Here is a 25802-nt window from a genome sequence, read left to right on the forward strand (position 1 = left end):
CTTCAAGACTGATCGGACAGCATCCGGTAAAGCCAGCGCGACGGCATCAGGCGGCGCGCCAGAATTCCCAGTTTCGCCGGTCTCGTCACCGCATAATGCGGATTCGGACGCGGCGCCTCCAATGCGTGAAGCAGTACATCATAGACGGCTTCCGGTCCAAGCTTGTTCTTCGATTTGGTGCCGCCGCTCGTGAGCTTGGCCATCTGGCGCTGATAAAGCTCGCGATGCACGGAGGCTTCCATATCGATATTGGCTTGCGCGTGCCGGGCGGCATTATAGGTGAATTGCGACGCAATCGGCCCCGGCTCGATCAGCGAAACTTCAATGCCCGAACCTTCAAGCTCCATGCGCTGTGCCAGCATCAACCCTTCAATGGCGAATTTGGACGCGACATAGGCACCGCGCCATTTCATGGGCACCAACCCCAGGATCGATGAGCAATGGACGATGCGCCCATGCCCCTGCGCGCGCATGACCGGCACCACCCGCCGCGTCAGATCATGCCAGCCGAAGAAATTGGCTTCGAACTGTGCGCGAAGTGCTTCCACCGGCAAATCCTCGACAGCGCCCGGCTGGGCATAGGCACCGTTGTTGAACAGTGCATCCAGCCTGCCATCGGTCTTGCGCAACACTTCGTCGGCAAGGGCGGCAATGGAATCCGGCTCCGCATAATCGAGATAATAGGCTGTCATCCCCTTGACTTGCAGGGCGGCAATGTCCTGCTCCTTGCGAGCGGTGGCAAAAACCTGCCATCCACGACGGTGCAGAGCTTCCGCGCAATAAGCGCCGATGCCGGAAGAACAGCCGGTTATGATGATGCTGCGATTTGCGCGTTCCTCAACCATTTCGTCCCATCCTGCCGCCGCGTTTCCTCTACAGTGCTTGATTCGCATGGCCTTTAAAACGGCGCACCCTTGCAATCTGTCAGGTGATGCTAGATTTAAGGCATTGAAACTCAATGCTGGCGGCGAAAAGGGTAAAATCTGCGGATGCGAAAAATCAGACGTTTTCTCCGTCAGATTACCTATGATGTGCTGGGCCATTTCAGTTCGGACGACGGCTGGGCTTTTGCAAGTCACATCGCCCTATCGGGCCTGATGGCGCTGTTTCCCTTCCTGATCTTCGCAACCTCACTGGCGAGCTTTCTCGGCACCAAGGAATTTGCTGAAACGGCTGTCCACGTCATTTTCGACATGTGGCCATCGAATATCGCGGCCCCCATCGCCAATGAAGTGACCAACGTTCTGACCGTGCAGCGCAGCGGGCTTCTGACCCTCAGCGTGATCGCCGCTGCCTATTTTGCCTCCAATGGCGTAGAGGCGCTGCGCATCGCGCTTAACCGCGCCTATCGCGTCACCGACCAGCGCTCAATCATCTTTTGCCGCTTGCAAAGCCTCGGCTTCGTTCTGGTGGGCACGCTCAGCCTGATGGCGATCAGCTTCCTCTTGGTTCTGGCCCCACTCGCCGTGCGCATTGCCGAGCAATGGTTTCCCGACATCGCGCCTTTCACCGGCACCATCGCCTTCTGGCGCTATAGCGTCGCCGTGGCCGTTCTGGTGCTGGCGCTGTTCATGGTGCATATCTGGCTGCCTGCCGGACGCCGCAGTCTCGGCGATATCCTGCCCGGCATTCTCATCACACTTGTCGCCTGGCTGGCGGCCGCGACCGCCTTTGCAAAATATCTCGAAACTTTTGCCACTTATGTCACCACCTATGCAGGCCTTGCCTCGATCATGGTGGCAATCGTTTTTCTCTATATGCTGTCGGCCATCTTCATCATCGGCGCTGAAATCAACGCCGCGATCATGAATTTCCGCAAACGCGAGCAGCAACCAGATCTGGTCCTGGAATAATCAGCGCTTCATGGTCGTCAGGGCAACACCCAAGGTCGTGACAACCATGCCGGCAATCTGGATTGGACCGAGCGTTTCACCAAAAATCAGATAGGCCATGATCGCCGCCGCGCCAGGCACGAGATAGAACAGCGACGCGACTTTCGACATCGCGCCTTCGCGGATCATCACCAGAAGCGCCAGAATGGCGCCGATGGAAATCGCCAGCGTCAGCCAGACCAGCGCAAAAATGAGCGGTGGCGACCAGATGATCACGCGGGTTTCAAAGCTGAAAGCACAGAGCGCCGTTAGCGCGGCAGCGGCGATATACTGAACTGCCGTGCCGGTTTTCAGATCACTGGTCGTGCCGAAACGCTTCTGCCAGACCGTGCCGGTGCTGATGGCAAGCACAGCGAAAAAAGCCGCCGCAAGGCTCTTGGGATCGACGCCGCTGCCTGCCGAAAACTTCGGCCAGACGACCATCGCCACACCGAGAAAGCCGATCAGCAGGCCCGTCCACTGGCGTCCGCTCGCCCTTTCGCCCAGAAGCATTGCCGCAATCAGCGTGGTGAGCATGGGTTGCAGCCCCGCGACCAGACCCGACATGCCAGCAGGCAGGCCGTGATGAACGGCCCAGAAAAGTGCTGAAAGATAGGCACCATGGATCAAACAACCGGCGATAGCCGCATGAACCAGTGTGGCGCCCTTCGGCCATACCGCCCGGCTCGCCAGCGCCCACAGCGTCATGATGACCGCCGCAATGAAAAACCGCACCGCCATGAAGGTGAAGGGTTCCGCATAGGGCATGGACAACCCGGCCCCGATGAAGCCGGTGGCCCAGAGCAGAACAAACATAATGGGGAAGAAGCGCGCGGCCATGGCAAACTCTCTTATTTGCGCTCGCCATATACCGCTTCGCCGGAAACGCCTATCGCATAAATCTGATTGCAGCGTTCAATTTGCCAAAAGGCAGGCGTCGTTTTATTGAGAACGGATGACCATTGAAACCAATACGATCCGCATCCTCGTTGACGCAGATGCCTGTCCGGTGAAGGCTGAAATCTACCGTGTCGCCGAGCGGCATGGCCTGCCTGTGGTGCTGGTCGCCAACAGTTTCGTGGCGATCCCGCGTGATGCCGAACGGGTGGAGCGGGTTGTCGTCTCGGACAAGCTCGACGCCGCCGACGACTGGATCGCCGAAAATGCTAAGCCGGGCGCAATCGTCATCACCGCCGATATTCCGCTGGCTAGCCGTTCGCTCGAAAAAGGCGCATCGGTCATCGCGCCCAATGGACGCGTTCATACGCAAAGCACCATCGGCAACACGCTCGCTACACGCAATCTGATGGATTCGCTACGCTCTGCCGGAGAAATCACCGGCGGTCCCGCGCCATTTGCGCCGAAGGACCGGTCGGCGTTTCTGTCGGCGCTCGATCTCGCCATTGTGCGGTTAAAGCGCGCCGGTTTTACATCAGCTTGACCTGATCGTTGCAGTCGCAACACCAGCGCCGATCAGCAAGGTGCCGCCTGCGCGATTGAAAATCCGCAGGGCCCGCTCGCTGGCAAAGAAGCGCCGCGCCCGTGCCGCCGTCAGCGCATAGGCGAAGGCATTGAGGAAGGCGAGCACCAGAAATGTGCTTTCAAAGACCAGCATCTGGGTCAGAAAATCCCGATGCGGGCTGAGGAACTGCGGCAGAAACGCCACGAAGAAAGTGATGCTTTTCGGGTTGAGCGCCGTCACCAGCCAGGCATGAACCAGCATCCTAACCGGATGCACCTTGTCATGCCGGGCCTTGGCATTCATCGTGCCTCCGGCCCGGAACAGCTTGATGCCGAGCCAGACGAGATAGGCAGCGCCGATCCATTTAACCGCCGTGAACACGGTTGCGGAAGCCGCGAGCAGTGCCCCGACCCCCAGCATGGAGAGCGTCATGGCCGTGAAATCGCCCAGCGCCACGCCCACCGCCATCGGAAAAGCCGTCTTCCATCCCTGCCCCAGCGCATAAGACACGACGAGCAGAACCGTCGGCCCCGGAATGATCAGAAGCACGATGGATGCGGCGGTGAATGCAAGCCAGACGTCGAGGCTCATGCGATGTCTCCTTCGAAAAGGAGGAAGCCACCAATTCGCGCCGTTGTCGAGGATTAAAGTTTTTGCGCCGCTTCGATCAGTTTCATGGCGTCCGGCCCTTCCCATGGGGCGGGCCCGTTCATGGATGCGATCTGGCAGCCGTCCTTATCGACCAGAAGCGTAACCGGCAGGCCGAAAGCGAGGTTCTTTCGCTTCAGTTCGTTGAAACTCGCCATGGTCGCATCCCGGTGCAGCGTGAGGTTCTTGATCCCGATCTCGTTCAGAAAGCCCTTGGGCTTATCGTCGGACCCCGTGTCGATATTGATCGCCACGACATCGAAATCCTTGCCGCCCTTTTCGGCCTGCAATTTGTCGAGGGCTGGCATTTCCTCGCGGCATGGCGCGCACCATGTCGCCCAGAGATTAACGAGAAGCGTCTTGCCCTTGTAATCGCCAAGCGTCATCTGCTTGCCGTCGGGGCCCGTGAAGGCAAGATGCGCGACGGAAATCGGCTTTTCCGCCGGGCGCATGGCGGCCACGCCGCCGGTTGCAGCCGCGTCGAGCGCCTTCAGCGAATCCGCTTTTAAGGCGCATTGGGCGGACGCTTCGTCATTTTCAGACGAAACATTAGCGGCTACCACATTGCCAGAGGGGCGCTCCATCACGTATACCGCCCCGATACCGGCAATGACACCGGCAAGGGCTGCAAGAAGGACGATCTTGCGATTTCCCGATTTCGCCTTTTCGTTGTCTTCTGCCATGTCGCGTCACTTCTTTCTAATATCCGGCCAAATCGTCACTCGGGGCATATGAGCATGAGCGAACAAAAATCAAGCAATCAGATGTGGGGCGGCCGTTTTGCCTCAGGACCCGATGCGATCATGGAAGAGATCAATGCATCCATCGGCTTCGACCGCAAGCTCTATGCGCAAGATATTCAGGGCTCGCTCGCGCATGCAGCCATGCTCGCAAAGACGGGCATCATTACGGCAGACGATTACAAACAGATCGAGCAGGGCCTGAAAACCATCCTCAAGGAGATCGAGGACGGCAAATTCACCTTCTCGCGCAAGCTCGAAGACATTCACATGAATATCGAGGCGCGGCTGGCTGATCTGATCGGCCCCTCCGCCGGACGCCTGCATACCGCCCGCTCGCGCAACGATCAGGTGGCCGTCGATTTCCGCCTCTGGGTCAAGCAGGAACTGGAAAAGACCGCCGCCGCCCTGAAGAACCTGATCGAAGCTTTTCTGGAACGCGCCGAAGAACACGCGGCGACCGTGATGCCGGGCTTCACCCATCTCCAGACCGCGCAGCCCGTCACTTTCGGCCATCATTGCATGGCCTATGTGGAAATGTTCGGACGCGATCTGTCCCGCGTGCGCGACGCTATCGAGCGCATGGATGAATCCCCGCTGGGTGCCGCCGCCCTTGCAGGAACCGGCTTTCCGATCGACCGTCATATGACGGCCACGACGCTCGGCTTCCGCGAACCGACCCGCAACTCGCTCGACAGCGTTTCCGACCGCGACTATGCGCTGGAATTCCTGTCGCTTGCAGCCATCTGCGCCGGTCATATGTCGCGGCTTGCCGAAGAAATCGTCATCTGGTCCACGCCGCAGTTCAACTTCGTGCGCCTGTCCGATGCCTTCTCCACCGGCTCGTCGATCATGCCGCAGAAGAAGAACCCGGATGCCGCCGAACTGGTTCGCGCCAAGACTGGCCGTATCAACGGTTCGCTGGTCGCCCTTTTGACCATCATGAAGGGTCTGCCGCTCGCCTATTCCAAGGACATGCAGGAAGACAAGGAACAGGTTTTTGACGCTGCCGAAAATCTGGAACTCGCCATTGCCGCCATGGCGGGCATGGTGCGCGACCTGACGATCAATGTCGCTTCCATGAAGAAAGCCGCCGGTTCGGGCTATTCCACGGCAACCGACCTCGCCGACTGGTTGGTGCGGGAACTGGGACTGCCCTTCCGCGAAGCGCACCACATCACCGGTCGCGCGGTTGCTCTGGCGGAAAGCCGCAAGGTTGACCTCGCCAAGCTCTCGCTGGAAGAGCTGCAATCGATCCACCCGGGCATCACCGATGCGATCTTCGGCTATCTCACAGTTGAGAAATCGGTGAAGAGCCGTCAGTCTTTCGGCGGCACGGCCCCGCAGGAAGTGCGTCGCCAGATCCGGTACTGGAAAAAGCGCATCGTGAAGGCCTGATCGCCGTTCAAGATAAAGTCATGTGAAATCATCCGGCCAACGGGTGATTTCACTCTTGAGAATTTTGCGTTACAGCTAGCCCAACCAAGATTTTGATTCAGGAACCAAAGCTGATGACAGGCCGCTCCGCCATTTCGACCGTGCTTATGATCGCCGCACTCGCAGCCACGCTTGCCGCCTGTGGACGTAAAGGCCCGCTGGAACCGCCGCCGTCATCGCTGATCACCGATGATCAGGGCCATACCAAGCCGAAACCCAAGGAAGACAAGCCTTTCATTCTTGATAAGCTGCTCTAGTTCCCAAGGACTATCTTCCGTGAATCATTTTGAATATCGCGACGGTGTGCTGCACGCCGAAAATGTCAGCCTGCCGGAAATCGCCAAGGCGGTCGGCACGCCTTTCTACGTCTATTCCCGCGCCACGATCGAGCGCCATTTCCGCGTGTTCAGCGAAGCTTTCGCCGATATGGAACCGCTGATCGCCTATGCGCTGAAGGCCAATTCCAATCTGGCCGTGTTGAAGACGCTCGCAAAGCTCGGCGCCGGTGCCGATACGGTGTCGGAAGGCGAAATACGCCGTGCGCTCGCCGCAGGCATCCCTGCCAGCAAAATCGTCTTTTCCGGCGTCGGCAAGACCCCGCGCGAAATGGATTTCGCGCTTGAGGTCGGTATCTATTGCTTCAATGTCGAATCCGAACCGGAGCTGGAAATTCTCTCGGCCCGTGCTGTCAAGGCGGGCAAGGTTGCCTCGGTATCGCTGCGTATCAACCCGGATGTCGACGCCAAGACCCACGCCAAGATCTCGACCGGCAAGTCTGAAAACAAGTTCGGCATTCCGCGCGTCAAGGCGCGCGAGGCCTATGCCCGTGCGGCCAGCCTGCCGGGCATCGACGTGGTTGGCATCGATATGCATATCGGCAGCCAGATCATTGATCTTGAACCCTTCGACAATGCTTTTGCGCTGATGGCGCAGCTGGTGAAGGAATTGCAGGCCGATGGCCACAACATCCGCCATGTCGATGTTGGCGGCGGTCTCGGCATTCCCTATCGCACCGACAACAACCCGCCGCCGCTACCGGTGGCCTATGCGGAGATTGTCGCCAAGCACATCAAGCCGCTCGGCCTCAAGACGGTTTTCGAGCCGGGCCGCCTGATCGTCGGCAATGCCGGTCTGCTGGTGACAGAAGTGATTTTCGTCAAGGAAGGCGATGCGAAGAATTTTATCATCGTCGATGCCGCGATGAACGATCTCATCCGCCCGACGCTTTATGAAGCATTCCACGATATCCGCCCGGTCAGGCTTGCGAAGGATGACGCGCCGCGCATTCGCGCCGATTTCGTCGGGCCTGTCTGCGAAACGGGCGATTATCTCGGCCTCGACCGCGAGACGACCAAGCCTGCGCCCGGCGATCTGATCGCGGTGAGCACCGCTGGCGCTTATGGCGCGGTTCTGTCGAGCACCTATAATAGCCGCCTTTTGGTGCCGGAAGTTCTGGTGGATGGCGACCGCTACCATGTCGTTCGCCCGCGCCACACTTACGAAGAGCTGCTTGCGCTCGATTCCATACCGGACTGGCTGTAAGCTATCGGGCCCAATTAATCAGGGCCCATATTAATCATGGCAAAGCCTCGCCTTTGCCATGATGCATGTTATCCTGTCATTTGATTGCACGCTGGCAGACAGAGCAGAAAGCCCGGATGACAGATCAAGGCCAAGACAAGAGGGATAGGCCGCAGCTGATGCGGGAAGCCTTTTTGCGCCTGTTTTCAGGCGATGGCGCGCTGTTGCGCCGACTGCGTCTGCGCACTTTCCTGTCCGTCGGGTTTGAACGCCTGTGGCCGCTGGTCCTGCCGCTGATTCTGCTGGCAGCGCTTTTTGCAAGCATCAGCTGGTTTGGCCTGTTCGGCATGATGCCGCGCTGGCTGCATATCGCCGTGCTGACGATCTTCGCGCTGGCAGGGCTGGTTGCGCTCTATCTCCCCTCCCGCTTCCGCCAGCCTACCGAAGACGATGTCACGGCGCGCATCGAGGCGGTCAACGGCCTCGTGCACGAACCGCTGGCCGTGCAATCCGGCCATATGGCCAGCGGCACCCACGATCCGTTTTCGCAGGCTCTGTGGCGCGAACATCAGAAGCGTATGGCCGAACGGCTCAAAAACCTGCAATCCGGCCTGCCGCGACCGCGCCTGCCGGAACGCGATCCTTATGGCCTGCGCGCCGTCGTGGCGCTGCTTTTCGTCACAGCGCTCGCCTACACGTCCAGCGCTGGCAGCGGGCGCATTGCCGACGCCTTTCACATTCGCCCCGGCAACGGTGCGGCCGTTGCCCGTGTCGATGCCTGGGTGACACCACCGCGCTATACAGGCCGCGCGCCGGTCTTCCTGACGGCCAGCGCTGAAAACAGCCGCAATGCCGAAGCGATCACGGTTCCCGAGGGCAGTGTGCTTTCGGTCCGCGTCATCGGCGGCAGCTCGGAACGCCTCACCGCAACCAATGCAGAAGGCGAGCAACGGGAAGTCCAGCCCGTCGCCCCGAAGGAAGAGCAGACGCAAGCGCAAGGACTGAGGCCGGTACAGACGCCGGAAGAAAGCGCTGTCGATGGAAGCCGCAACTTCCGCTACGATTTACGCGAAGACGAAACCGTGACCCTTTCCGGCACCGATGCGCGCTGGAAATTTGCGGTGACGCCAGACACGCCGCCGACGATCCGCTTTACCAAGGAACCCGGTCACGCGCTCAACGGCACGCTGCAACTGACCTATGAAATCGATGACGACTATGTGCCGGCCAGAGCCTTTGCCGAGATCGTGCCGCTGGAAATCGATGAAGACGAAGAGGCCTCCCCGCTTTACGAGGCACCGGAGCTGCCGCTCGCATTGCCGCGCCGCGGCGTGAAGGAAACCACCACATCGAAAGACCTGACCGAACATCCGTGGGCAGGCCAGAAGATAGCGCTAACCCTCGTCGTCACCGACGCGGCGGGCCAGGTTGGGCGCAGCGAAACCAAAGTGATAACGCTTCCCGAACGGCCTTTCAGCAACCCGCTGGCGCGCGCTATTGCCGAACAGCGGCGTATTCTGGCGCTTGACGCCAACCAGCGCGATCATGTGCTGGACATGCTGTCGGCGCTGATGCTGCGCCCGGAAGAAACGATCAAGAACGCCGCGCATTATCTGGGCCTCGTCACCATCCGCACCAAGCTTCGCATGGCGAGAAGCGACGACGCCCTGCGCGATACTGCCGATTATATGTGGCAGGTGGCGCTCGGTATTGAGGATGGCAATCTTTCGGCAGCCGAAAAGCGTCTGCGTCAGGCGCAGGAAGCACTGAAAAATGCGCTGCAAAACGGTGCCTCGCAGGAAGAGATCGAGAAGCTCACCGCCGAATTGCGCAAGGCGATGCAGGATTTCCTGCGCGAATTCGCCCAGCGCCAGCAGCAGAACCCGAATGCGCGCCAGTCAGCGCCGGATCCCAATGCGCAGATGCTGACGGAACGGGATTTACAGCGCATGATGGACCAGATCGAAAATCTGGCCCGTCAGGGATCGCGCGATCAGGCCGAACAGCTTCTGTCGCAATTGCAGGACCTGATGAACAATCTGCAAATGGGTCAAACACAACCCGGCCAGCAGGGTCAGGGACAGCAGGGCCAGCAAGGGCAGATGCAGCAGCAGATGAACAAGCTTGGTGATCTGATGCGCCGCCAGCAACAGATGATGAACGAGACCTTCAATCTCGACCAGCAGCAGCAGCGCCAGTTCGACGGCAATCCGGGTGCCGGTGAAGAGGGCGAAGGTGAGGACATGGAAGGCCTGTTCCCCGGCGATGACGGCTCCAGGGGCGGCGGTTCGCAGCAAGGCGGCCAGACGGATGAGAAGACCGCAGAGGCCATGCGCAAGCTGCAACAGCAGCAGCAGCAATTGCAGCAGGAACTGCAAAAGCTGACGGAAGACCTGAAAGGCATGGGCATTGAACCCGGCAAGGATTTCGGCGATGCCGGAAAATCCATGGGCAATGCCGCCGAAGCGCTGGGACGCAATGAAGGCGCGGAGGCCAACGACAATCAGGGCAGCGCTCTGGACGCCCTGCGCCGGGCCGGTCGCGACATGATGCAGAAGATGCAGCAGGCGATGGGGCAGGACGGCCAGCAGGGTCAGGGCGCGAATGGTTCTCGTGGCCGCGATCCGCTCGGACGCCAGCAGGGCATGGGAGCCGATGATGGCAACGGCACCAAAATTCCCGGCGAAATCGACATTCAGCGCGCGCGTGAAATTCTGGATGAAATCCGCCGTAAGCTCGGCAACGCGCTGACGCCGCAGATGGAAAAGGAATATCTGCAGCGCCTGTTACAGTTCGATTAGAGGCTGCTCAACGAACTCGCACGACGGTTGCAAATTCGTCAGGCCGTAGCGAAAAGAGTGATTTTCGAGCACCGGAGCAGAGCGTACTTAAGGGTACGTGAGCACCGGCGCACAGAAAAGCGCTCTTTGCAGCCCGGCATCACGAATTTGCCGCTCAATCCTTGACGTGTCCGACATAGGGCAACTGCCGGAACGAATGGGCTACGTCCATGCCATAGCCGACGACAAAATAATCCGGGCATTCGAAGGCGACAAAATCAGCTTCCAGATCGACCTTGCGCCGCACGCTCTTGTCCAGCAGGACGGCAATGCTGACGCTGCGCGCGCCACGTTCCAGCATCAGTTCGCGGACGAATTTGAGCGTCTTGCCGGATTCCAGAATATCGTCGATCAGCAGCACATCGCGGTCACGCACTTCGCTGTCGATATCGCGCAGCAGGCGAACTTCCGTACTGGTCGTGCCCTTGCCATAACTGGACACCGTGATGAATTCGACATCCGGTTCCACGCCCGCATCATGCATGGCACGGATGAGGTCGGCTGCGAAAATGAACGAGCCCTTGAGAATGGAAATCGTCAGCAGATTGTGAAACTTGCGTTCGGCAACAGCCTTCGCCAGTTCAAGATTGCGACCGGCAATATCTTCCGGGCTGAATAGAATTTCTATCGTCTTGCCGCCGACTTCTGGCATTCCCGGTTCTCTCCTGATCGTTTGCTTTACTCATGGGCCACCGAAAGCCTTTTCAGGCTTTTCGGGATGCGCTTTCCTGCAGAAGGCACGCTCTATAGCACGGTTTGAAGAAAATGCACCCCGCCTGTCAACAAGCCCAGGCTTAGAGCCTGAAACAAAAAGCGGCATGTGTGTGCGAAAATGGTGATTTTCGAGTACCGGAGCGGAGCGTACTATTGGTACGAGAGCACCGGAATGGAGAAAATTGCCATTTGCAGCCACACAGGGCGACTTTTGGAACAGGCTCTTATATCCATTCCCCGATGACAGGATTTGATATAGCGTGCCCGCATGCATCCGGACATTATCGAACTGCGCTCCTTTTACGACACGACACTTGGTCATTTGGCCGAGCGCGCCATACGCATGGCGATTGCCGGTCTTTGGGAACGTGTTCCGGGCGAACGGCTCATCGGCATGGGCTACAGCCTGCCCTATCTCGACCGGTTCAGCGCCGATACGGAACGCACTTTTGCCTTCATGCCAGCCGGACAGGGCGCGATCGCCTGGCCTTCGGCGGAGAAATCCACCACGGCTTTGGTCTTCGATGAAGAACTGCCGCTGCCGGATTCCTCCATCGACCGCATCCTGATGGTCCATGCGTTGGAATATGCCGAAAGCGCACCGGAAACGCTGAAGGAAATGTGGCGCGTGCTTGCACCCAACGGGCGGCTGGTGATCGTTGTGCCCAACCGCCGTGGCGTCTGGGCCCGCTTCGAACATACGCCTTTCGGCAGCGGGCGGCCTTACAGCCGCGACCAGCTTTCCACCTTGCTGCGCGAAGCCAATTTCACGGTCAACACCGTCAGCGACGCCCTGCATTTCCCACCGGCCACGCGGCGCTGGATGATGCGGCCTTGTCTGGCAATCGAAGGTCTGGGGCGGCGGCTGTGGCCGCTTTTCTCAGGCGTGTTGGTGGTGGAAGCCCAGAAACGTCTCTATCAGGGCCTGCCGGTTGCGCAGCGCGCGTCGCGGCGTGTTTTCGTGCCGGTGCTTGGAACCCCGGTCAGCGGACTGCGCAAGGCCAAACAAGAGTCTGACGCCTAGAGCCCATCTGATTACATCAGATGGGCTCTACATATTCACTTTGACGCACATCCCGAAAACCGCTTCGCACTTTTCGGGATGTGCTCAACCCCCATAAAACAAGGTTTTTCTCGACTTCGCGCCCATGGCGGTTTATGTCGCATCGGGGCTCAAATCCCTTGAGCGTCCCATAAAGCAACACTGTTCTTTTGGCGGAGCCAAAATCATGACCGATCAGCAAAACCTTTCCCGTCCCCAGCCCAAGGCCGGCCTGCTCAACATCGCAGCCTACGTGCCCGGCAAGGAACATGTGGAAGGCGTTGCCAAGGTCTATAAGCTCTCCTCCAACGAGACCCCGATCGGCCCCAGCCCCCATGCGGTGGAGGCCTATCGATACGCGGGCGAAAAGCTGGAACTTTATCCCGACGGACAGGCGCTCGCGCTGCGTGAAGCTATTGCCGAAACGCAAGGGCTGAACATTGGCAATATCCTGTGCGGCAATGGTTCGGATGAGTTGTTGGGCCTGCTCTGCCAGACCTATCTTGCGCCGGGCGATGAAGCCGTCATCACCGAGCATGGCTTTGCCGTTTACAAGATCCAGACGCTGGCAGCCGGTGCAACACCGGTAACCGTGAAGGAAAGCAATGCGCGCATCGACGTCGATGCCATTCTTGCTGGCATTACGCCGCGCACCAAGGTTGTCTTCATCGCCAATCCGGCCAATCCGACCGGCACCTATTTGCCTTTCGAAGAAGTGCGCCGTTTGCATGCGGGCCTGCCGAAGCACGTCCTGCTTATCCTCGACGCTGCCTATGCCGAATATGTGCGCCGCAACGATTATGAGGCCGGTCTCGAACTCGTTTCGTCGAACGAAAATGTCGTAATGACCCGCACCTTCTCGAAGATCCACGGCCTTCCGGGTCTGCGGATCGGCTGGATGTATGCGCCCGCCCATGTGATCGACGCAGTCAATCGCATTCGCGGCCCGTTCAACATGAATTCGGCAGCGATTGCCGCCGGTGCGGCCGCCATTCGCGACCGCAACCATGTCGAAAAGTCGGTCGCCTATAACGACAAGTGGCTGTCCTGGCTGACAGATGAGTTCACCAAGCTCGGCCTGCGGGTGACGCCTTCGGTCACGAACTTCCTTCTGATCCATTTCCCCGAAGACGCCGCACACTCGGCAGACAAGGCGGATGAGTGGCTTTCCAAGCGCGGTTATATTCTGCGCCGTGTTGGCGGATACGGTTTCCCCAATGCGCTGCGCATGACTGTCGGACCGGAAGAAGCCAATCGCGGCGTAGTCGCCGCACTCACTGAGTTTTTAAAGTAAGATCAATGTCCACGATCCATTTTGATAAAATCGCGCTGATCGGTATCGGTCTCATCGGTTCGTCGCTGGCGCGCGTCATCCGTCGCGAAGGCCTTGCCAAGCACATCGCAATTGCAACCCGCAGCGCCGAAACCCTGAAGCGCGCCGAGGAACTGAACCTCGGCGACAGCTACACGACCGACAGTGCCGAAGCGGTCAGGGATGCCGATCTGGTGATCGTCTCCGTGCCGGTCGGTTCGTCCGGCACCGTCGCAAAGCAGATTGCCGCAAGCCTGAAGCCCGGCGCCATCGTCACCGATGTCGGCTCCACCAAGGCTTCCGTCATTGCGCAGATGCAACCGGAACTGCCTGCCAATGTGCATTTCATTCCGGGCCACCCGCTAGCTGGAACGGAATATTCCGGCCCGGACGCAGGCTTTGCAGAACTGTTCAACAATCGCTGGTGCATCCTCACGCCCCTTCCCGACACGGATGAAGCGGCGCTGGAAAAGCTTACGGCCTTCTGGACGGCCTGCGGTTCACGGCTCGACCATATGGACCCGCAGCACCATGATCTGGTGCTGGCCATCGTCTCGCATCTGCCGCATATCATCGCCTACAACATCGTCGGCACCGCCAGCGATCTGGAGCAGGTGACGAAATCGGAAGTCATCAAATATTCCGCATCCGGTTTCCGTGACTTCACGCGTTTGGCGGCATCGGACCCGACCATGTGGCGTGACGTCTGCCTGCACAACAAGGACGCGATCCTTGAAATGCTGGGGCGCTTTTCGGAAGATCTGGCTTCACTGCAACGCTCGATCCGCTGGGGCGACGGAGAGGCCTTGTTCGACCTCTTCACGCGCACGCGTGCGGTGCGCCGTGGCATTATCGATGCGGGTCAGGAAGTGGATGCGCCAGACTTTGGCCGTCAGGCTGCGACGCGCACCAACGAAAAGAAGTAAGGCAATAGATAGGGCAGTAAAAACATACTCCCCTATTCCCCTACTCCCTTACTCCCCTAAAGCGCCGGTAACCGTCCAAGCGGAATGAACCCGGCATTGGCTCTGCCCTTGCGAACGGCAATCTCCAGCGTGGGATTGCCGTTTTCGTCTTTCGGCATGGCTGATAGCGCGAAGAGGATGGTGGCGATATTGCTGCCCTGCTCCGGGAAAACCGTCTGGCCAGCCTGCGCCAGCGATTGCGCATTGACGAGCGTCAGTTTCACATCGGCATTGATCAGCCCGTTGTCATCGACGGAAAACGGGCCGGTCAGCGTCACCATGGCCCCATTGGGCATGGAGAGAAATGCCTGATGGATCGTGCCGCTATGGCCGCGCAGACGCTGGCTGAAGTCGGACGAACCCGGCGCCAGAAGGGTTGCGGCATCGGCGATTTCGATATCGGCAACGCCGTCGATCTCGGGGCTCTTGGCATTGCCGATCACCGGTGCTGCAAGCTTCAGCCCGGCAAAGCGGCCTGCCAGTTTCAGCGCGCCATCGACGGCGCTCATGCTGAAATCCATCTGTTCCAGACTGCTGAGCGGCTCCGTCGTCGTGGTTTCCGTGCGACGCCCCACCACGATGTCGCGCGCTTCAAGCGCAATCTCGGTCGGGAATGGGCGGGCAAGCCGGGTGTTGGAGCTGAACCGGCTCCAGCTCACTTCAAGCGGCTGAAGACCCGGAAATTCGATAAAGGCCGGTCCGGTCAGATCATTGCTGAGCGAGCGCGGCGCATAGATCGGCGAGCCGGAGGTGAAACGCCCTGCGCGGAAGGCCATACCGGCGCTGGGCTTCTGCCAGGAAATGCTGTCGCAGACCACATTGACACGAAGCGGATAGCCGCTTGTGCGCAGATCCTCGCAGCGCACGCCAATGCCCTGAGCGGACAGCTTTGCCATATCCGCGGTGGCGCGCGTTTGCAGGCGGTCGGCCACATAGAACCACCCGGCAGTGTAGGCAGCGACGAGAACGATCAGGAAAATGCCAAGCGCAATAGATCGCTTTCTGGACTTCCGTTGTTTCGTTCCAGCTTCCGTCCCGGGATGCACCATCGAAAAACCTTATGTCGGTCAGAGAGTTGAGCCTGAGAAGCAGCAGAGCCGCCAGCGACGCATCTTTCGATACAATGTTTTGCTCAACCTCACTCTTGGCCATATTATGGCAGGATTGAGTCTTGTGAAGTGGCGCTTCAGAAAAAACGAGGGATATCCATCAATTACCCATGGAAATCGGTCACAAGACGGCAAATATTATACCATCATGACACACCATATCGATGCAAAGCGGACGAGTGATTTCTGGGTTTTCGGCTACGGCTCGCTGATGTGGCGGCCCGGCTTCGCGCATGTGGAGACCGTTCGCGCCCGTCTGCACGGTTATCGTCGCAGCCTGTGCATCTATTCGCATTTTCATCGCGGCTCGCCCGACCACCCCGGACTGGTGCTTGGTCTCGACGCGGGCGGCTCCTGCCTTGGCATGGCGTTCCGCGTTCCGGGCGAGATGACCGACGAGGTGATGGTCTATCTGCGCGAACGCGAAATGTCGAACAATGTCTACCACGAAAAAAGGTTACGGCTGCGCCTCCATGACGGGCGCGATGTTCAGGGACTGGTCTATGTGGCCGACCGCCGCCATGTGCAATATGCGGGCGCGCTCAAGGCCGAGGACGCGGCTGCGATTGTTGCATCCGCGCATGGCGAATCCGGCGCGAATATCGACTATGTCGCCAACACGCTGAAACATCTGCGTGATATGCGCGTACGCGATCACGCGCTTGAGCATGTCGGCAGCCTGATTGCCGCGAAATCACACCCGCCGCGTGATTTCGACTGATCAATCCCTGATCGCGAGAATGGACTTCGCCAGTCCGGCAATCTTCTCAAATTCGATCCGCCCATCCGGGAAGAGCTTACGCACCTGTCCCGTGGTCAAAAGCCGGATCGATTCCACATGAAAACGGGCATCGTCGGCGCTTTTCTGCCGCTCGAAAAAGCCGAGCCGCATCTTGGTCATCAGCCAGATGCGCACCGCCACCGGCAGCCACTGAAAACCGATAAAGCGGAAATGCGGCTCATAAGGGAACCAGTAATTAGGCGTCTGCATGTAATAGCGCTTGCCGAGCCTGCGGGTATTTTCCGCGAAGCGCGTGATGGCAGCCCAGTCGCCGACATGTTCGATGACCGAGTTTGAATGAACCACGTCGAAAGTCCGCCCGGCAAAAAGCGCCGGATCGGTCGCGTCGCCAACCAGAAACGTGAAGGTTTCCGTGTCTTTCTCTTCCTGCTTTTCAGGATTGATCAGCGTGAAATGCAGGCGGTCGCGGTTGGCTTCGATGAAGTCTTCGCCGATCAGCCAATATTTTTCCGACCCGCCGAGGTCGAGTATTTCAACTTTTTCGCCTTCCGGCTTTTCGGCAAGTGCCGCCTCGATCAATTTGCGGATATGGGCGAACCGTTTGGCACGGAAGGAAAACTCGATGCTTTTGCGGTCCTTATAAGGATCGCGACTATTTTCTGAAATATCCATTGTCGTTTTATCCGTTCAGCCAAACACCGGTCAGCACTGTCAAGAGCCTGAATCAAAAAGCGGCATGTGTGGTGCGAAAATGGTGGTTTTCGAGTACCGGAGCGGAGCGTACTCAAAGTACGTGAGCACCGGAAGCCTCGCATAATCCCGAAAAGTTGCAGACTTTTCGGTTCAGATTATGCGAATGCTAATCTCAAATTGCCATTTGCAGCCACACAGGACGACTTTTGGAACAGGCTCTAAGCTCACTTGCCATTTATTACAAAGCATAGCAACACCGATGGCATATCAGGGCATTGTCCGGCAGAGCAAAGAGAAGGGCCGATCCAGTGCCTCAAGCACGAAAATTGAGCCGGCAGCCTATCGGGCACTTGTCCTCAATCGAAGCAATCGCTACATCTCGGCCAATCGTCAAGGAGACAGACACTCATGATAGCATTGTTCCGCACCATTGATCTGGCGCTCGACATCTATACGTGGATCATCATCGCCAGCGCCATTTATTCGTGGCTCTATGCGTTCAATGTCGTCAATTCCGGCAATCGCTTCGTGGCCTCGGTCGGAGAGTTTCTCTACAAGGTAACCGAGCCGGTTCTGCGCCCGATCCGTAATCTCCTGCCTAATCTCGGCGGCATCGACATTTCTCCGATTGTCCTGCTGTTGATTATCTTCTTCATCCGCCAGTTCATGTGGACGACGCTGCTGCCGCTCTTCCTCTGACCGGCACAGCAAACACCAAAAACAAAAGCGCCCGATGGATCATCGGGCGCTTTTGTTTTGAACTCAACTCATGAAACAGGCGATTACTTGCCCTTGGCGCGTTCGATCGCTTCAACGATGAACTTGCGAGCGTAGTCTTCATCGCCCCAATCGCCGATCTTGACCCACTTGCCGGGTTCCAGATCCTTGTAATGCTCGAAGAAATGCGCGATCTGCTTCAGCGTGATTTCCGGCATATCGGTATAGTCGTGGATCTTCTCGTAACGGCGCGTCAGGTGCGGCGACGGAACGGCGATGATCTTTTCGTCCTTGCCGGAATTGTCTTCCATGACCAGAACGCCGATCGGGCGGACATTGATCACAGAACCCGGCACCAGCGGACGGGTGTTGCAGACGAGAACGTCGATCGGATCGCCGTCTTCCGAGAGCGTGTGCGGTACGAAACCGTAATTGCCCGGATAGGTCATCGGCGTGTAGAGAAAACGGTCAACGATCAGAGCCCCGGACTTCTTGTCCATCTCGTACTTGATCGGCTGGCCGCCGACCGGAACTTCGATGATGACGTTGACGTCTTCGGGAGGATTGGTTCCGATGGAAATGGCATCAATATTCATGATGGGTCCTTTCGTGTCGCGCTCTGATAACGGGTTTCATGTTTCCGTGCAAGAAAAACGAAAGTTCAATAAAACGCGACTAATTGTCGTTTAGCTCATGTACAGCCGGAAGGATGTCGGGCATTTAACTGCGCGGTGAAACACCCAGTTCCTTCAGGCGGTCCACAGCTGTCGGTGGCATCGGGGGTGGGTTGGGGTCGCGGCTTGCCGCAACCAGAAGTTCGTCGCAGGCCGTTTCGGTGGTTTCGATCAGGCGGCGCAGAAATTCTTCCTTTTCAAGCCCCGGCGGAATGGGCGGCAGGACGCGGCACCGAATGGTGCCCGGAAAGCGCAGAAACTTGCGGCGCGGCCAGTAAAGCCCGGCATTATGGGCAATCGGCAAGACCGGCAGGTTCAGCGCATCGTAAAGATGCACGATGCCGTATTTATATTGCGGCGGCGCACCGGGCGCGCGGCGGGTGCCTTCAGGATAGATCAGGATCTGACGCCCTTCGGCAATGGCCTTTTCCGCGCCCTTGGTGATCGAATGCAGCGCCTTGACGCGCGATCCGCGATCCACCGGGATCATCTCCATTTTGGCGACGTACCAGCCGAACAGCGGAATGCGCATCAATTCGCGCTTCAGGATCAGAACCGGATCATCCAGATAGGGCAGGAATGCATAGGTATCCCAGGCCGACTGGTGCTTGGGCGCGCAGATATAGGCGCCCTCTGGAATATTATCGAGACCTTCAATGACGTAATCCGTCCCGGCAATGATCTTCTGGAGCTTGAGATTGACCCGCGCCCACAGCTTCGGCACGATCCAGGCCTTCTTGCGCGGCAGCAGGAAATAGAACGGCGTATAGACGATCATCTGAACCAGCGTGCAGATGTAAAACGCCGCATTGAAGAGGATTGAACGCAGATAGAGAAGCATCGTGTCGGCGAATGTCCCGGCTAGAGCACGTCCCGTAGAGAGAGACACAATCTCGAAAAACTGTCAGACCTTCGCTTTCCGAAATCTCGGGCACTCGTATATCAGGAACTGCCCCGTTTTCCATACAGAAAACAGTGACCGATCGTCGGGAATTTGCTGTTTGTTACCGATTGATTTTCTGACCGGCGACGCCGTTCAGGATGTCGAAGCCGAAAATCTCCGACGTACCGACGCGCACGACCGCGCCCAGATATTTGACATATTCCACGAACAGCACGCGCAGCGTGTCGCCCTCGGCAACCCAGCTTTGCCCGCGCCCCTCGGTGTTCACCACCGGATAGGGCACGAATTCCACGTCCTTCATCCGGTAGGACATTTCCAGAATGCTGCGCGGCATATGGTAATTGTTCGTCACGACGATCACCCGGTTATAACCGTTGTTGCGAATCCAGTGTTCGCTTTCCTCGGCATTGCCGATGGTGTTGCGTGCCGAACGGTCGAGATCGACACAGCAGTCGAACAGGCTCTGATCGGCATGGGTGGCGCGCTGTATCGATTTTTCATTCGTGGAAGGATGCACGCCGCTGATCAGCAAACGCTTGCCGCGTTTTTCCTGCAACAGATCGACCGCCGCCTGAATGCGGGACTGACCGCCGGTCAGGACCACGATGGCGTCGGCGGGTTCATCGATCACTGGCGGCGTCATGCTCGTCACCTTCTCACCGAAGACGACAAAGCCCACGAGAAAAGCCAGAAGCAGGCCAAAAAGCACGATGGAAATGGGTTGGAAACGTCTCAGCATGCGCATCATGACAGACCACAGGAATCTGGCTGGCGCAAGCAGCAAGGATGAAGGGGCAACAACAGGGGGGCTGCGTCGCCAGACCACGGCGCCCGCTCGCATCTCTTCCGCTGTTTGTCCCTTTGCCACCGCATCGTTACTCGCCCGGTATCCGCCGCCCAATGCGTGCGCGATTCGCCCGTTGTTCCTCTGGCTATCATACGCAGCATTGCGGCGATAACTCGGAAAACTACCAGGAATTTGCGAGCGGCGGAGCGTATTGGGCCAAAAGATCGTCATTCCGAGCGCACTCCCGGACCATCCATGGTTGCGAGCTGGCGGATAACCGTCAGGCGACTGGTCAGCATGGTCAGGACACTAACCAGTATGATGATGGCGGCGGCGCCCAGATAGCCGCTGCGACCGATGGCAAAATTGCCGAACATCGCCGCGGCCTGATCGCCTTCCGGCGTCGCCATATGGCGGGAAGCCCACCACGAAAAGATCAGGAAAACCAGCATGGCGGCGGCACCGCCGAACAGCGCGCCTTTCAGCGCGGTGCGGAAGAAATGCCACTCGAATTCACGCGCCACGAATTTCGATTCCGCCCCGATGAAATGCAGAACCTCGATGATGTGACTATTGCCGGACATTGCGCCGCGCGTGGCAAAAATGACGGTGAGAATGGTGGCTGCGATCACCAGCGAAAGAACTGCCGTGCCGACCAGAACCGTGGTTCGCGCCATCGACACCAGCCGGTCCACCCAAGTCCGGTGATCGTCGAAACTGGCTGCCGGGATGGCGCGGGTCAGTTCCGCGCGCATGGTGCCGAAATCTGGCGGCGCGCTTTCGTCAATGGTCACCACGACAAGGCGCGGCACCGGCAGTTCGTCAATGTTGAGGCCGCTGCCAAGCCAGGGTTCCAGCAGACGCGCCGTGGCATCCTTGTCGATGATGTTCGTCGCCTTCACGCCTGCAAAGCCGCGCGCGATATCGCTCGCCTGCTGCAAGGCCTTTTCAATATCCTGCCCTTCGACCGGACGGATCTGGATGGTCGCCTCGCGCGCAATCTGGCTCTGCCAGGCGGCAGCCGATGCGCGGACCAGCGAAACGCCGCCCATGGTCAGGCAGGCGAGAAAGGTCATGATCGCGATAACGGTCACCAAAGCCGTGCCGGTGACGCTGCCATCGGGCACGATGGGGCTTGGCCCCTTGCGCTGTCGGCGTTTGCCGACCCGCACCAGAACCATGTCCTTCAGGTCTTCGAAACGAACCTTGAGGTCATCCAGAATTTTCTGCCAGCCGTTTAGGCGACCACTGCGGGGCTTATTCATAGATATCGAGCCGCCCATGTTCCAGAATCATGCGGCGCGCATTGACCTGATCCATCAGGGAAAGGTCGTGCGTCGCGATGATGACAGCGGTGCCCGAGCGATTAAGCTCCGTGAACAGGCGCAGCAGGCGCTTGGCGAGCGGCGGATCGACATTGCCGGTCGGCTCATCAGCCAACAGCAGTTCTGGCTGGTCGATCAGCGCGCGCGCAATCGCGGCGCGCTGCTTTTCACCACCGGACAGGACCGGCGGGAGAACGCCCATCCGGTCACCAAGGCCAACCCAGTGCAGAAGTTCCTCCACCTCATGCCGATAGGTGGCTTCTTCCTTGCCGCGCACCCGCAACGGAAGCGCCACATTCTCATACGTGGTCATGTGGTCGAGCAGACGGAAATCCTGAAACACAATGCCGATACGGCGGCGCAGCAGCGGCACCTGCTTATGGTCGAGACGCGCCACGTCGTTGCCGAACACGTTGATCAATCCGCGTGTCGGCTTCAGCGCCATGAAAAGCAGCCGCATGAGCGACGTCTTCCCGGCACCCGAAGGGCCGGTCAGAAACTGGAATGAACGCGGCGGTATGTGGAAACTGACATCCTTCAGGATTTCAGGTCCCATTCCATATCTCAGCCCGACATTCTCGAAACGTATCACCGGTCAGTTTCTCTTTGTTCTTCGCGCGCGCGAAGCCTTCACGCGTCGCACATCAATACTCGTTCGACCTTTACGCTCTATGGTTAATCTTGCGTTAAATCGGACCCGTTTCGGCCGTTAAAATATTCGCGAGCGAAGCATTAACCATTTTGCGGCAGCCTATGGGGCTGGAATGAGTGAGCAAACGCAAAGGAAGATGACTTCATGATGGCGAAGCGATCCCCCGCCGCAGACCATGCGCGCGCCCATGAGCGTGCCTCGACGTCTGCCGGTTGGCGTCACGCGCCCGCTGTCGAAGTCGAGGACGCCGAATTCGAAACTGTGCTGCCGGAACGTCAAAAGCCAGCCACGCCGCATGTGCTGCCGGGGTTCAGCCTTTTCCGCAAACAGCAACGCCCGGCGATTGCGACGGAAACCGCGAGCGGCCCCGGTGTTGCCTATTGGGTTCTGGTGGCCTTTTGCGCCACGACCGCCTTCTGGATGGCGGGCGGCTATACGATCATGACAGGCAAGTCGTCGGACGCCGTCGCCAGCGTGTCACCGTCACTGCCGCTCGTTTCCGCGTTGAAAGTGACCGACATCACCAGCAATATCGCAGAGCGCGCCGAAGGCAATGTGCTGAATGTGGGCGCCAGCATCAGGAATGACAGCCACGAAACGCAGCCGCCACCGGCTCTGATCGTCAGCATCACCTATCGTGACGGACAAAAGCGTGAACGCCTGCTGGAACCGGTGCGCACAAGCATCGAACCCGGCAGAAATATCCGCTTCGAGACGATGCTGCCCGCCCTGCGCGGCACAATCGAGAGGGTCGATATCAGGATGGCGCGTCCGGCTTGAGCCCCGACGCATGAGCCCAAAGCTGGATCGCTTATTGCCAGCAGCCGAGATTGCGTCCCTTGAGATTGTGAGAATCGATCTCGACAATAAGCTTTGGATCCTGACGCAGCAGAACCATTGTGGTGCGCTGCTTGAGATCGATCTTCTGCCATCCCGCGCATTCGGTCGGTAGCGGCGTGGTGTCAATCTTGACCTTTTCCGTCCATGCGGTCGCCGTGCAGCCGGAAAGAGCGGAAACCAGCGGCACCGCCATGACGATACCCCAAAAGATTCTCGATCCTCTGGTCTTAGGATGCATGTTCAAACCGCAAACTCCCTGTCTGCTCTACGACAGCCTTTGAAAATGGCTGTTCTTCGGTTACGGGCCTGCCCCGTGCCTACTCTTCGCTTATAACGCGCATGCAGCCCCCTTCGCAATAACCCGGCTATGGAAGTCCGCGATCAAGCAACCCCGCAATTGCGTCATTCAGCCGACGACCGGTGACAACGCCCTCCAGGGCGCCATTGCTGCTCGCCCTTCGCTTCAGCCGTAGGGCACATGATTTACATTAATCAATTCAAGTGCTTATCAATCATATTAGCGAATAACAACAATATAATTGGGGTAATTTTCGATATTTACTTTTAAAATAGTTCTACGAAGCAAAGCATAGACGCCATTCTTTGTTTTCAACAATATTGCCGGAAGAATATGACAGGGATATAGTTTTGGATATCTGATTCGCATTCGGCCAGTTTCACTACACCAACCTTGGGGATTTCCATGTTGAATAAACTATCGGCTGAGTTTTTCGGAACTTTCTGGCTGGTTTTCGGCGGCTGCGGCAGCGCGGTGCTCGCTGCGGCTTTTCCTGAACTTGGCATCGGCTTCCTGGGCGTCGCCTTTGCTTTTGGTCTCACCGTCCTGACCATGGCTTTTGCTGTGGGCGGCATTTCTGGTGGCCACTTCAATCCGGCTGTTTCGCTCGGTCTCGTGATCGGCGGCAGGCTTCCGGCAAAGGATCTTATCCCCTACTGGATCGCACAGGTTCTGGGTGCCATTGTCGCAGCGGCAGTGCTCTATCTGATCGCTTCGGGGAAAAGCGGTTTCACGGCGGGCGGCTTCGCCTCCAACGGTTATGGCGAATTGTCGCCGGGCGGCTATAGCCTGACCTCGGCCCTGCTGATCGAAATCGTCCTGACGGCGTTCTTCATCATCATCATTCTGGGTTCGACATCGTCGATCGCACCGGCTGGCTTTGCCCCCATCGCGATCGGTCTCGGCCTGACGCTGATCCACCTGATCTCGATCCCGGTGACCAATACGTCGGTTAACCCGGCTCGCTCCACCGGCGTTGCGCTCTTCGCTGAAACGGCTGCACTCAGCCAGCTCTGGCTGTTCTGGGTTGCTCCGCTGATCGGTGCAGCGCTCGGCGCGATCATCTGGAAAGGCCTGCTTGGCAAGGATTGATCCGCCCTCCCGGATCGACTAGGCCGACGTCACGTCGGCCTTTTTTTTCGTCCTTTTTCTTGAAGTCCTTTCCGCTTCGGGAATTGCCGACACAATTGCCACCAAAAAGTGATTCCGATCATGGGAAGGATGCTGTAAGTAACCCCTATCTTTCCTCGCGATGTTTTGAGCAATGTCTCCCTCAACCGATGCTTCTTCTGCTGATCGTTACGCAGCTTTTCGCCACTCATCTTTTAAAAAATACTGGGGCGCACGCTTTCTGAGCGCCTTTGCGGTGCAGATCGTCAGCGTTTCGGTCGGCTGGCAAATCTATGACCAGACCCGCGATGCCTTCAATCTGGGCATGGTGGGGCTAATGCAGTTTCTGCCTGCATTGCTGCTCGTTCTCGTAACCGGGGCCACGGCTGACCGTTTCGGCAGGCGCTTGATCATGGGCCTGTCACTGGTTCTGGAAGCTGTCGTCACAGGACTGCTGCTCTCGCTGACGCTTGCGGGCCTGTTCGAGCCAGCGACCGTATTTGCGAGCCTCCTGCTGTTCGGTATCGCCCGCGCTTTCCTCGGACCATCTTCGGCATCGCTGGTGGTAAACCTTGTTCCGACTGAAGATTTTGCCAATGCCGTGTCCTGGAATTCGTCGGCCTGGCAGGTCGCAACCATCGTTGGCCCCGTCGCGGGCGGCCTGCTCTACGGCATCTCGCCGGTCGCAGCCTACAGCATTGCCACGGTCTTTCTGATCGCGGCTGCGGTCCTCACCTTCTCGATACCAAAGCCGAAGCAGCATACGCTTGCAGAACAGCGTTCCCTGTCGAGCATGCTCGCCGGCTTCCGCTATATCTGGAAGGAAAAGATCGTGCTGGGCGCGATCTCGCTCGATCTTTTCGCGGTTCTGCTCGGCGGAACCGTCGCTCTCCTCCCGATCTATGCGCGCGATATTCTCGATCTTGGTCCGTGGGGGCTTGGCCTGTTGCGTTCCGCACCCGGCATTGGCGCGGTGTTGACCGCGATCTGGCTGGCCGGTCATCCGATCCGCGACCATGCAGGCCGGGTGATGTTCGTCTTCGTTGGGCTTTTCGGCCTGTTCAACATCATCTTTGGCGTTTCAACGCTGACGTGGCTTTCCGTCGTCGCACTGGCGCTGGCCGGTGCTGCCGATATGATCAGCGTCTACATCCGTGAAACGCTGATGCAGCTCTGGACGCCGGATCATGTGCGCGGACGCGTCAATGCCGTGAATATGGTTTTCGTCGGCGCGTCGAACGAATTGGGCGAATTCCGCGCAGGTCTGATGGCGGCGGCTCTGGGTGCGGTTCCGGCAGTGGTGATTGGCGGCGTCGGCTCCATCGCCGTCGCGATGATCTGGGCAGCCATGTTCCCGCAATTGCGCAAGGCCCGCCATCTGCAAGGCCGGACTTGATGA

The 25802-nt window shown here is 58.4% G+C and carries 27 protein-coding genes; 14 read left to right on the forward strand and 13 right to left on the reverse strand.

Features of this window, described 5'->3' with window-relative positions; all coding sequences use genetic code 11:
* Window positions 1-2: 2 nt before the first annotated feature.
* Window positions 3-845: an SDR family oxidoreductase gene (locus D8666_RS05625; RefSeq protein WP_121536708.1), complete on the reverse strand. Its 843-nt coding sequence runs from the start codon at window positions 843-845 to the stop codon at window positions 3-5.
* A 144-nt stretch (window positions 846-989) separates the two neighbouring features.
* On the opposite strand from D8666_RS05625, the gene D8666_RS05630 reads away from it, so the two are divergent.
* Window positions 990-1853 (forward strand): YihY/virulence factor BrkB family protein, encoded by an 864-nt coding sequence (locus D8666_RS05630; RefSeq protein ID WP_109369898.1) that lies wholly within the window; start codon window positions 990-992, stop codon window positions 1851-1853.
* On the opposite strand, the gene D8666_RS05635 is transcribed toward D8666_RS05630, so the two are convergent.
* The gene (locus tag D8666_RS05635) at window positions 1854-2711 is read right to left on the reverse strand and encodes a DMT family transporter (RefSeq protein WP_121536710.1); all 858 of its coding nucleotides are present in this window, start codon (window positions 2709-2711) and stop codon (window positions 1854-1856) included.
* A 115-nt stretch (window positions 2712-2826) separates the two neighbouring features.
* Between D8666_RS05635 and D8666_RS05640 the strand changes: the two genes are divergently transcribed.
* Window positions 2827-3312 carry a YaiI/YqxD family protein gene (locus D8666_RS05640; protein WP_109369900.1) on the forward strand — a complete coding sequence of 162 codons (486 nt, stop codon included), beginning with the start codon at window positions 2827-2829 and terminating at the stop codon, window positions 3310-3312.
* Here D8666_RS05640 and D8666_RS05645 read toward each other — a convergent pair.
* Both D8666_RS05645 and tlpA read right to left on the reverse strand, forming a co-directional pair.
* Complete coding sequence (locus tag D8666_RS05645) at window positions 3304-3924, reverse strand: LysE family translocator (RefSeq protein WP_121536712.1); 621 nt, start codon at window positions 3922-3924, stop codon at window positions 3304-3306. The two genes, D8666_RS05640 and D8666_RS05645, sit on opposite strands and share 9 nt — an antisense overlap.
* A 53-nt stretch (window positions 3925-3977) precedes the next feature.
* Window positions 3978-4664, reverse strand: a complete 687-nt coding sequence (gene tlpA, locus D8666_RS05650; protein WP_121536714.1) for a thiol:disulfide interchange protein TlpA — start codon at window positions 4662-4664, stop codon at window positions 3978-3980.
* A gap of 54 nt (window positions 4665-4718) precedes the next feature.
* Here tlpA and argH point away from each other — a divergent pair, with 54 nt between their 5' ends.
* From argH to D8666_RS05670, 4 genes are all read left to right on the forward strand, one after another.
* Window positions 4719-6119, forward strand: coding sequence for an argininosuccinate lyase (argH, locus tag D8666_RS05655; RefSeq protein ID WP_121536716.1), 1401 nt, complete (start codon window positions 4719-4721; stop codon window positions 6117-6119).
* Window positions 6120-6232: 113 nt separating this feature from the next.
* Window positions 6233-6415, forward strand: a complete 183-nt coding sequence (gene lptM, locus D8666_RS05660; RefSeq protein ID WP_078337809.1) for an LPS translocon maturation chaperone LptM — start codon at window positions 6233-6235, stop codon at window positions 6413-6415.
* Between the two features lie 19 nt (window positions 6416-6434).
* Window positions 6435-7700: a diaminopimelate decarboxylase gene (gene lysA, locus D8666_RS05665; protein WP_121536718.1), complete on the forward strand. Its 1266-nt coding sequence runs from the start codon at window positions 6435-6437 to the stop codon at window positions 7698-7700.
* A gap of 116 nt (window positions 7701-7816) precedes the next feature.
* Entirely contained in the window at window positions 7817-10480 is a 2664-nt protein-coding gene (locus tag D8666_RS05670) for a TIGR02302 family protein (protein ID WP_121536720.1), read from the forward strand.
* Between the two features lie 154 nt (window positions 10481-10634).
* On the opposite strand, the gene hpt is transcribed toward D8666_RS05670, so the two are convergent.
* Entirely contained in the window at window positions 10635-11171 is a 537-nt protein-coding gene (gene hpt, locus D8666_RS05675; RefSeq protein WP_121536722.1) for a hypoxanthine phosphoribosyltransferase, read from the reverse strand.
* A 330-nt stretch (window positions 11172-11501) separates the two neighbouring features.
* On the opposite strand from hpt, the gene D8666_RS05680 reads away from it, so the two are divergent.
* The 3 genes from D8666_RS05680 to D8666_RS05690 all read left to right on the forward strand — a co-directional run bounded on the left by D8666_RS05680 (window position 11502) and on the right by D8666_RS05690 (window position 14513).
* The gene (locus D8666_RS05680; RefSeq protein ID WP_121536724.1) at window positions 11502-12257 is read left to right on the forward strand and encodes a methyltransferase domain-containing protein; all 756 of its coding nucleotides are present in this window, start codon (window positions 11502-11504) and stop codon (window positions 12255-12257) included.
* A gap of 205 nt (window positions 12258-12462) precedes the next feature.
* Entirely contained in the window at window positions 12463-13569 is a 1107-nt protein-coding gene (gene hisC, locus D8666_RS05685) for a histidinol-phosphate transaminase (protein WP_109369908.1), read from the forward strand.
* 5 nt (window positions 13570-13574) lie between these two features.
* Entirely contained in the window at window positions 13575-14513 is a 939-nt protein-coding gene (locus tag D8666_RS05690) for a prephenate/arogenate dehydrogenase family protein (RefSeq protein ID WP_121536726.1), read from the forward strand.
* A 56-nt stretch (window positions 14514-14569) separates the two neighbouring features.
* Here D8666_RS05690 and D8666_RS05695 read toward each other — a convergent pair whose 3' ends face one another.
* Window positions 14570-15601, reverse strand: a complete 1032-nt coding sequence (locus D8666_RS05695; RefSeq protein ID WP_121536728.1) for a DUF2125 domain-containing protein — start codon at window positions 15599-15601, stop codon at window positions 14570-14572.
* A 208-nt stretch (window positions 15602-15809) separates the two neighbouring features.
* Here D8666_RS05695 and D8666_RS05700 point away from each other — a divergent pair, with 208 nt between their 5' ends.
* Entirely contained in the window at window positions 15810-16382 is a 573-nt protein-coding gene (locus D8666_RS05700) for a gamma-glutamylcyclotransferase (protein ID WP_109369911.1), read from the forward strand.
* Here the strand turns inward: D8666_RS05700 and D8666_RS05705 are convergent, their stop codons facing one another.
* The gene (locus D8666_RS05705; protein ID WP_121536730.1) at window positions 16383-17075 is read right to left on the reverse strand and encodes a methyltransferase domain-containing protein; all 693 of its coding nucleotides are present in this window, start codon (window positions 17073-17075) and stop codon (window positions 16383-16385) included.
* A gap of 429 nt (window positions 17076-17504) precedes the next feature.
* On the opposite strand from D8666_RS05705, the gene D8666_RS05710 reads away from it, so the two are divergent.
* Entirely contained in the window at window positions 17505-17795 is a 291-nt protein-coding gene (locus tag D8666_RS05710; RefSeq protein WP_109369913.1) for a YggT family protein, read from the forward strand.
* Between the two features lie 83 nt (window positions 17796-17878).
* On the opposite strand, the gene ppa is transcribed toward D8666_RS05710, so the two are convergent.
* The 5 genes from ppa to ftsE all read right to left on the reverse strand — a co-directional run bounded on the left by ppa (window position 17879) and on the right by ftsE (window position 22059).
* Window positions 17879-18409, reverse strand: a complete 531-nt coding sequence (gene ppa, locus D8666_RS05715; protein WP_078337519.1) for an inorganic diphosphatase — start codon at window positions 18407-18409, stop codon at window positions 17879-17881.
* Between the two features lie 124 nt (window positions 18410-18533).
* Window positions 18534-19328, reverse strand: coding sequence for a lysophospholipid acyltransferase family protein (locus D8666_RS05720; RefSeq protein WP_109369914.1), 795 nt, complete (start codon window positions 19326-19328; stop codon window positions 18534-18536).
* Window positions 19329-19491: 163 nt separating this feature from the next.
* Window positions 19492-20409: a YdcF family protein gene (locus tag D8666_RS05725; RefSeq protein WP_121536732.1), complete on the reverse strand. Its 918-nt coding sequence runs from the start codon at window positions 20407-20409 to the stop codon at window positions 19492-19494.
* The gene (locus tag D8666_RS05730; RefSeq protein WP_109369916.1) at window positions 20406-21443 is read right to left on the reverse strand and encodes a cell division protein FtsX; all 1038 of its coding nucleotides are present in this window, start codon (window positions 21441-21443) and stop codon (window positions 20406-20408) included. The genes D8666_RS05725 and D8666_RS05730 overlap by 4 nt, the downstream gene beginning before the upstream one ends.
* Window positions 21436-22059, reverse strand: coding sequence for a cell division ATP-binding protein FtsE (gene ftsE, locus D8666_RS05735; protein WP_210261380.1), 624 nt, complete (start codon window positions 22057-22059; stop codon window positions 21436-21438). Before ftsE ends, D8666_RS05730 begins: the two co-directional genes overlap by 8 nt.
* Window positions 22060-22299: 240 nt before the next feature.
* Between ftsE and D8666_RS05740 the strand changes: the two genes are divergently transcribed.
* Window positions 22300-22935 (forward strand): hypothetical protein, encoded by a 636-nt coding sequence (locus D8666_RS05740; protein WP_121536734.1) that lies wholly within the window; start codon window positions 22300-22302, stop codon window positions 22933-22935.
* 31 nt (window positions 22936-22966) lie between these two features.
* Here D8666_RS05740 and D8666_RS05745 read toward each other — a convergent pair whose 3' ends face one another.
* Window positions 22967-23233 carry a hypothetical protein gene (locus tag D8666_RS05745; RefSeq protein ID WP_121536736.1) on the reverse strand — a complete coding sequence of 89 codons (267 nt, stop codon included), beginning with the start codon at window positions 23231-23233 and terminating at the stop codon, window positions 22967-22969.
* Window positions 23234-23698: 465 nt separating this feature from the next.
* Between D8666_RS05745 and aqpZ the strand changes: the two genes are divergently transcribed.
* Both aqpZ and D8666_RS05755 read left to right on the forward strand, forming a co-directional pair.
* Window positions 23699-24385 (forward strand): aquaporin Z, encoded by a 687-nt coding sequence (gene aqpZ, locus D8666_RS05750; protein WP_109369920.1) that lies wholly within the window; start codon window positions 23699-23701, stop codon window positions 24383-24385.
* A 172-nt stretch (window positions 24386-24557) separates the two neighbouring features.
* On the forward strand, window positions 24558-25799 hold the full coding sequence (locus tag D8666_RS05755; RefSeq protein ID WP_109369921.1) for an MFS transporter: 1242 nt from the start codon (window positions 24558-24560) through the stop codon (window positions 25797-25799).
* Window positions 25800-25802 lie beyond the last annotated feature (3 nt).

Source organism: Ochrobactrum soli (genome assembly GCF_003664555.1).
In the GTDB taxonomy this organism is placed as follows: Bacteria; Pseudomonadota; Alphaproteobacteria; order Rhizobiales; family Rhizobiaceae; genus Brucella; species Brucella teleogrylli.

Coding starts and splice junctions, on each gene's coding strand:
- D8666_RS05625 (WP_121536708.1), bottom strand. CDS start 845: ATGGTTGAGGAACGCGCAAATCGCAGCATCATCATAACCGGCTGTTCT.
- D8666_RS05630 (WP_109369898.1), top strand. CDS start 990: ATGCGAAAAATCAGACGTTTTCTCCGTCAGATTACCTATGATGTGCTG.
- D8666_RS05635 (WP_121536710.1), bottom strand. CDS start 2,711: ATGGCCGCGCGCTTCTTCCCCATTATGTTTGTTCTGCTCTGGGCCACC.
- D8666_RS05640 (WP_109369900.1), top strand. CDS start 2,827: ATGACCATTGAAACCAATACGATCCGCATCCTCGTTGACGCAGATGCC.
- D8666_RS05645 (WP_121536712.1), bottom strand. CDS start 3,924: ATGAGCCTCGACGTCTGGCTTGCATTCACCGCCGCATCCATCGTGCTT.
- tlpA (WP_121536714.1), bottom strand. CDS start 4,664: ATGGCAGAAGACAACGAAAAGGCGAAATCGGGAAATCGCAAGATCGTC.
- argH (WP_121536716.1), top strand. CDS start 4,719: ATGAGCGAACAAAAATCAAGCAATCAGATGTGGGGCGGCCGTTTTGCC.
- lptM (WP_078337809.1), top strand. CDS start 6,233: ATGACAGGCCGCTCCGCCATTTCGACCGTGCTTATGATCGCCGCACTC.
- D8666_RS05670 (WP_121536720.1), top strand. CDS start 7,817: ATGACAGATCAAGGCCAAGACAAGAGGGATAGGCCGCAGCTGATGCGG.
- hpt (WP_121536722.1), bottom strand. CDS start 11,171: ATGCCAGAAGTCGGCGGCAAGACGATAGAAATTCTATTCAGCCCGGAA.
- D8666_RS05680 (WP_121536724.1), top strand. CDS start 11,502: ATGCATCCGGACATTATCGAACTGCGCTCCTTTTACGACACGACACTT.
- hisC (WP_109369908.1), top strand. CDS start 12,463: ATGACCGATCAGCAAAACCTTTCCCGTCCCCAGCCCAAGGCCGGCCTG.
- D8666_RS05690 (WP_121536726.1), top strand. CDS start 13,575: ATGTCCACGATCCATTTTGATAAAATCGCGCTGATCGGTATCGGTCTC.
- D8666_RS05695 (WP_121536728.1), bottom strand. CDS start 15,601: ATGGTGCATCCCGGGACGGAAGCTGGAACGAAACAACGGAAGTCCAGA.
- D8666_RS05700 (WP_109369911.1), top strand. CDS start 15,810: ATGACACACCATATCGATGCAAAGCGGACGAGTGATTTCTGGGTTTTC.
- D8666_RS05705 (WP_121536730.1), bottom strand. CDS start 17,075: ATGGATATTTCAGAAAATAGTCGCGATCCTTATAAGGACCGCAAAAGC.
- D8666_RS05710 (WP_109369913.1), top strand. CDS start 17,505: ATGATAGCATTGTTCCGCACCATTGATCTGGCGCTCGACATCTATACG.
- ppa (WP_078337519.1), bottom strand. CDS start 18,409: ATGAATATTGATGCCATTTCCATCGGAACCAATCCTCCCGAAGACGTC.
- D8666_RS05720 (WP_109369914.1), bottom strand. CDS start 19,328: ATGCTTCTCTATCTGCGTTCAATCCTCTTCAATGCGGCGTTTTACATC.
- D8666_RS05725 (WP_121536732.1), bottom strand. CDS start 20,409: ATGACGATCTTTTGGCCCAATACGCTCCGCCGCTCGCAAATTCCTGGT.
- D8666_RS05730 (WP_109369916.1), bottom strand. CDS start 21,443: ATGAATAAGCCCCGCAGTGGTCGCCTAAACGGCTGGCAGAAAATTCTG.
- ftsE (WP_210261380.1), bottom strand. CDS start 22,059: ATGGGACCTGAAATCCTGAAGGATGTCAGTTTCCACATACCGCCGCGT.
- D8666_RS05740 (WP_121536734.1), top strand. CDS start 22,300: ATGATGGCGAAGCGATCCCCCGCCGCAGACCATGCGCGCGCCCATGAG.
- D8666_RS05745 (WP_121536736.1), bottom strand. CDS start 23,233: ATGCATCCTAAGACCAGAGGATCGAGAATCTTTTGGGGTATCGTCATG.
- aqpZ (WP_109369920.1), top strand. CDS start 23,699: ATGTTGAATAAACTATCGGCTGAGTTTTTCGGAACTTTCTGGCTGGTT.
- D8666_RS05755 (WP_109369921.1), top strand. CDS start 24,558: ATGTCTCCCTCAACCGATGCTTCTTCTGCTGATCGTTACGCAGCTTTT.